Origin of the sequence: Streptomyces sp. NPDC053750, from assembly GCF_044544295.1 — a bacterium.
Taxonomy (GTDB): Bacteria; Actinomycetota; Actinomycetes; order Streptomycetales; family Streptomycetaceae; genus Streptomyces.
Window position 1 is genome coordinate 1 of the sequence record NZ_JBITXB010000053.1, and the last position, 5,427, is coordinate 5,427.

Here is a 5,427-nt window from a genome sequence, read left to right on the forward strand (position 1 = left end):
ATCGCGATGTTCTCCACGGTGGACGGTGGTGGCTGGGTGGAGGGTCCGGAGCTGGACGGCGGTTACTGGTATCGCAATCTGCGTCGGCCGGTCGGTTTCCACACCGCGGTCACGGCGCTGGCCGGGGAGGGCTTTTCCGCGTTCACGGAGATCAGTGCTCATCCGGTGCTGGTGTCGGCGTTGAGTGATGCGGTGCCGGACGGGATCGTGTCGGGTTCCCTACGGCGCGACGACGGCGGTCTGGACCGCTTCTACACCGCTCTGGCGGAGGTGTATGTCGCGGGTGTTCCGGTGGACTGGACGCCGGCCTTCGGGCCGGACGCACGTCCGGTCGCGGACCTTCCGACGTACGCCTTCCAGCACGAGTCGTACTGGCTGCTTCCGTCCCCGGCCGCCCCGGGCGACGCCTCCGGACTCGGACTCGGTGCGACGGGTCACCCTCTCCTCGGGGCAGCGATGCGCCATGCCGCGTCGGGTGAGATCCTGCTGACGGGTTCGCTCTCCCTCGGTGCTCAGCCCTGGTTGGCGGACCACGCCGTCCAGGGCACCGTCCTCCTCCCCGGCACGGCCTTCGTGGAGATGGCGTTGCGGGCGGCGGACGAGGCCGGTTGCGCGGCGGTGGAGGAACTCGTCCTCGAAGCGCCCCTGGTACTGCCCGAGCAGGGACCCGCGGTACGGGTCCAGGTGGTCGTCGGCGCGCCGGACGGGGAGGAGCGGCGGACGGTCGCGATCCATTCCTCCTCGGCGGCCGCTACGGGCGCCGGTGCGTCCGACGACGTCTGGGTGCGGCACGCCGCCGGCACCCTGGTGACACGGTGCGGCACGGGCAGCGGCGCGGTCGCAGGAGCCGTTGCGGCGGCCGAGGACCGGCTGACCGCCTGGCCGCCGCCCGGGGCCGAACCGGTCGGGGTGCAGGGGCTCTACGAGCGGCTCGCGGACGGCGGATTCGTCTACGGCCCCGCGTTCAGAGGGCTGAAGGCGGCCTGGCGCGACGGCGCCGACCTGTACGCCGAGGTCGCTCTGCCACGGGAACAGCGTGAGGCCGGCGGACGGTTCGGCCTGCATCCCGCACTGCTGGACGCGGCGCTGCACACCGGAGCGCTGGCCGCCGTGGAGGAGGGTGAGGGACGGCTGCCGTTCTCCTGGTCCGGGGTGACACTCCAGGCCGCGGGAGCCACCGCGCTCAGGGTGCGGCTGTCGCCGGCCGGTTCGGGCGGGGTGACGCTCACGGCGTACGACGTCGACGGGCACCCGGTAGCCTCCGTGGGCGCGCTGGTCTCCCGGCCCGTGGTGGCCGAACAGCTGCGCGCGGCGGCCCGGCGAGACGCCGGAGACCACCTCTTCCACCTCGCCTGGACCGAACAGAACAGCCTGTCAGTACAGGCCGGCTCCCAGGAACAGGGCCGCGTCGCGCTGGTCGGTGCGGACCGCTTCGGCCTCTTCCCGCCCGCCGGTGGGCGGCCGGACAGGGGTACCGAGCGCGAGGTCGCCCGCTACGACGATCTGGCCGCCGTCGCCGCCGACCCCGGCGGAGTCCCCGGCACCGTCCTCGTGCAGTGTGCCGCCGACGTGGTGGTGACCGACTCGGCCTCGGCCGCGGAAGGGGTCCGCGCCGCGACCGTCCAGACGATGGAACTGGTTCAGGCGTGGCTGGCCGACGAACGGTTTGCCACGGCGCGACTCGTACTGGTGACCCGGGGCGCCGTCGCCGTGCGCCCCGGCGAGGACGTCGCCGACCTGGTGCAGGCGCCGGTGTGGGGACTGGTGCGGTCCGCACAGACGGAGCATCCCGGGCGCTTCCTCCTCCTGGACGTCCAGGAGGCCGACGGCGGCCACGGGACCGGTGCGCTTCTGCGCGCCGCCCTCGGCGCCGGGGACGAGCCTCAGGTGGCCCTGCGCGGCGACGCGGCGTACGTGCCTCGGCTGGTACGCGCGCCGAGCGTCCGCGAGACCGGGGAGCCCCGGTCGGCGGACGGGGAAAGCCCGGCGACGGCCACCGTGCTCGACCCGGCCGGCACCGTCCTGGTCACCGGCGGGGTCGGCGGCCTGGGAGCCGTCGTCGCCCGTCACCTCGCCGCCGAACGGGGCGTACGGCACCTGCTGCTGGTCGGCCGACGAGGCGAAGCGACCCCCGGCGCCGCCGAGCTGGTCGCCGAACTGACCGCCCTCGGAGCGCGGACCGCGGTGGTCGCCTGCGATGTCACCGACCGCACCGCGCTGGCCGAGGTGGTCGCGGCGATCCCCGCCGAAAACCCCCTGGTCGGTGTCGTTCACGCCGCCGGCGCCCTGGACGACGGACTCGTCACCGGACTGACCGCCGAGCGGCTCGACGCGGTACTCCGCCCCAAGATCGACGCGGCACTGCACCTGCACGAACTGACCGCCGCCGACCCGAACGTGACCCTCTTCGCCCTCTTCTCGTCGGCGGCCGGTGTGCTCGGGGCCGCCGGACAGGCCAACTACGCGGCGGGCAACGTCTTCCTGGACGCCCTCGCCGCACACCGCACGGCACACGGACTGCCCGCGACGTCGCTGGCCTGGGGCCTGTGGGAGGAGTCCAGCGCCATGACCTCCGGCCTCGGCACCGCCGACCGGCGCCGCATGGCCCGCGGGGGACTGCTGCCCCTGCCCACCGAGGACGGGCTCGCCCTGTTCGACACGGGTACCCGGCCGGACGCCCCGGCGGCCGTGGTCCCGGTACGCCTCGACACCGCGGCCGTACGCGCCGGGCAGGCGGACGGCGGCCACGTACCGGCGGTGCTGCGCACCCTCGTCCCACCGCCGGCCCGCCGCACGGCCCAGTCCGGTGCCGCCGACCCGGCCGTCGGCACGGACCCGGTGCAGGAGCGGACGGCACTGCTGCGCAGGCTGTCCGGGATGTCGGCCACGGAGCGGGTCAACACCCTCCTGAGGCTGGTCCGTACGAAAGCCGCCGCCGTCCTCGGACACGACACCGTCGACGCCATCGCGCCGAACCGGGGATTCCTGCAGTCCGGCTTCGACTCGCTGACGGCGGTCGAACTGCGCAACCGGCTCACCGCCGCCACCGGTCTGCGCCCCGCGGCAACGCTGATCTTCGACCACCCGACACCGACACGGCTCGCCGAGCACCTGGCCGAGAACCTGGCCCTCGACCCCGCCGCGGCCCCCGGAAACACATCCGCCGACGGCACCGGGACCGGGACCGGCGCGCTGTCCGGCTCACCCCTGGACGCCGGAACGCTGCTGACCGAGCTGGACCGGCTCGAAGCGGCGGCCGGCGAGGTGGCCCTCGACCGGGACACCCACGCCCAGGTGGTGGAGCGGATGCGGAAACTGGCCGTGCTCTGGTCGGCCGTGCCCGCGCCGCGCGACGGAGCGGCGGCGGAGGAGGGTTCCGTCGCCGCCCGCGAGCTCGAGGCGGCGTCCGCGGACGAGATCTTCGACTTCATCAAGCGCGAATTCGGCAAGTCCTGAGCCACTGTTCCCGAGGAGTGGGTGACCCCTACGTGTCGACGAACGAGAAGAAGCTCCTGGAACACCTCCGCTGGGTGACGACCGAGCTCCACGAGACCCGCGGGCAGCTGCAGCGGGTGCGGGACGAGGCCCACGAACCCGTCGCGATCATCGGGATGGCGTGCCGCTACCCCGGCGGTGTCACCTCCCCCGAGGAGCTGTGGCACCTGGTCTCCGAGGGCACGGACGCGGTGAGCGGCTTCCCCGACGACCGGGGCTGGCCGAGCGACGAGGACCTGTTCGACGCCGACCCGGACCAGGCCGGCAAGAGCTACGTACGGCAGGGCGGATTCGTCAGGGGGGCGGAACGCTTCGACGCCTCGCTCTTCGGGATCTCGCCGCGTGAGGCGCTGGCGATGGACCCGCAGCAGCGGCTGCTCCTGGAGACCTCCTGGGAGGCGTTCGAACGGGCGGGACTGGCACCCGACGCGCTGCGCGGCAGCCGCACGGGCGTCTACGCCGGCGTTATGTACCACGACTACGCCGCCCGGCTCCCCGAGGTCCCCGAGGAACTCGAGGGTTACATCGGCAACGGCAGCGCGGGCAGCGTGGCATCGGGCCGGGTGTCGTACACCTTCGGCCTGGAGGGCCCGGCCGTCACCGTGGACACGGCGTGCTCGTCCTCCCTGGTCGCGCTGCACCTGGCCGCCACCGCTCTGCGCCGGGGCGAGTGCGACCTCGCCCTCGCGGGCGGAGTCACGGTGATGTTCACCCCTGCCGTCTTCGTCGCCTTCTCCCGGCAGCGCGGGCTGGCGGCGGACGGCCGCTGCAAGTCCTTCGCGGACGCGGCGGACGGCACCGGCTGGGGCGAGGGCGTCGGCATGCTGCTGCTGGAGCGGTTGTCGGACGCGCGGCGCAACGGGCACCGGGTGCTGGCGGTGGTGCGGGGCAGCGCGGTCAACCAGGACGGCGCGAGCAGCGGACTGACGGCGCCGAACGGTCCGTCCCAGGAGCGGGTGATCCGGCAGGCGCTGGCCGACGCGCGGCTGGCGCCGGGTGACGTGGACGCCGTGGAGGCGCACGGCACCGGCACCCGCCTCGGCGACCCGATCGAGGCGCAGGCGCTGCTGGCCACGTACGGGCAGGACCGTGCGGGCGGTGAACCGCTGTGGCTCGGCTCGCTGAAGTCGAACATCGGGCACACCCAGGCGGCCGCGGGTGTGGCCGGTGTCATCAAGATGGTGATGGCACTCCGGCACCAGGCACTGCCGCCGACCCTGCACGTCGACGCGCCGTCCAGCCAGGTGGACTGGTCCGCGGGTGCGGTCGAGCTGCTCACGGACAAGAGGGCTTGGCCGGCTGCCGAGGGCCGGGTGCGGCGGGCGGGTGTGTCGTCGTTCGGTGTCTCCGGGACGAACGCGCACGTGATCGTGGAACAGGCACCGCCCGAGCCGGAGGCCGCCGCGTCCGAGGCCGACGCGGGGCCGGTGCCGCTCCTTCTGTCGGGCAAGACCGAAGCCGCTCTGCGCGCCCAGGCGGCACGGCTGAACACCTTCCTGACGGAGGAGCACCAGGAGAATCTCGCCGGCCTCGGCCACGCGCTGGCCACCACCCGGGCCGCCCTGGAACGGCGTGCGGTGATCGTGACGGACGGCAGCCAGGACGCGCTGACCGCCCTGGCCGCCCTTGCCGGGGGAGAAGAGACACCGCAGACCGTCGAAGGCACTGTGCGGACGTCCGCTTCCGAGACCGTGTGGGTGTTTCCGGGTCAGGGGTCGCAGTGGGTGGGGATGGCGGTGGAGCTGGCTGAGTCGGTGCCGGCCTTTGCTGATGAGTTGCGAGCGTGTGGTGAGGCATTAAGTCCTTTCGTGGACTGGGAGTTGTCCGACGTTCTGGCGGATGTGGGGGCGTTGGAGCGGGTGGATGTGGTGCAGCCGGTGTTGTGGGCGGTGATGGTGTCGTTGGCGGCTGCGTGGCGTTCGTTCGGTGTGG

Annotated in this window: 2 protein-coding genes; both read left to right on the forward strand. The window is 73.6% G+C overall.

What is annotated here, in order from left to right:
- Window positions 1-3,456 (forward strand): SDR family NAD(P)-dependent oxidoreductase (locus ACIGO6_RS41500; protein ID WP_399885984.1); only part of this gene is annotated, 3,456 nt, incomplete at its 5' end.
- A 32-nt stretch (window positions 3,457-3,488) separates the two neighbouring features.
- Window positions 3,489-5,427: type I polyketide synthase (locus tag ACIGO6_RS41505; RefSeq protein ID WP_399885986.1), on the forward strand; the 1,939-nt coding region annotated here is incomplete at its 3' end.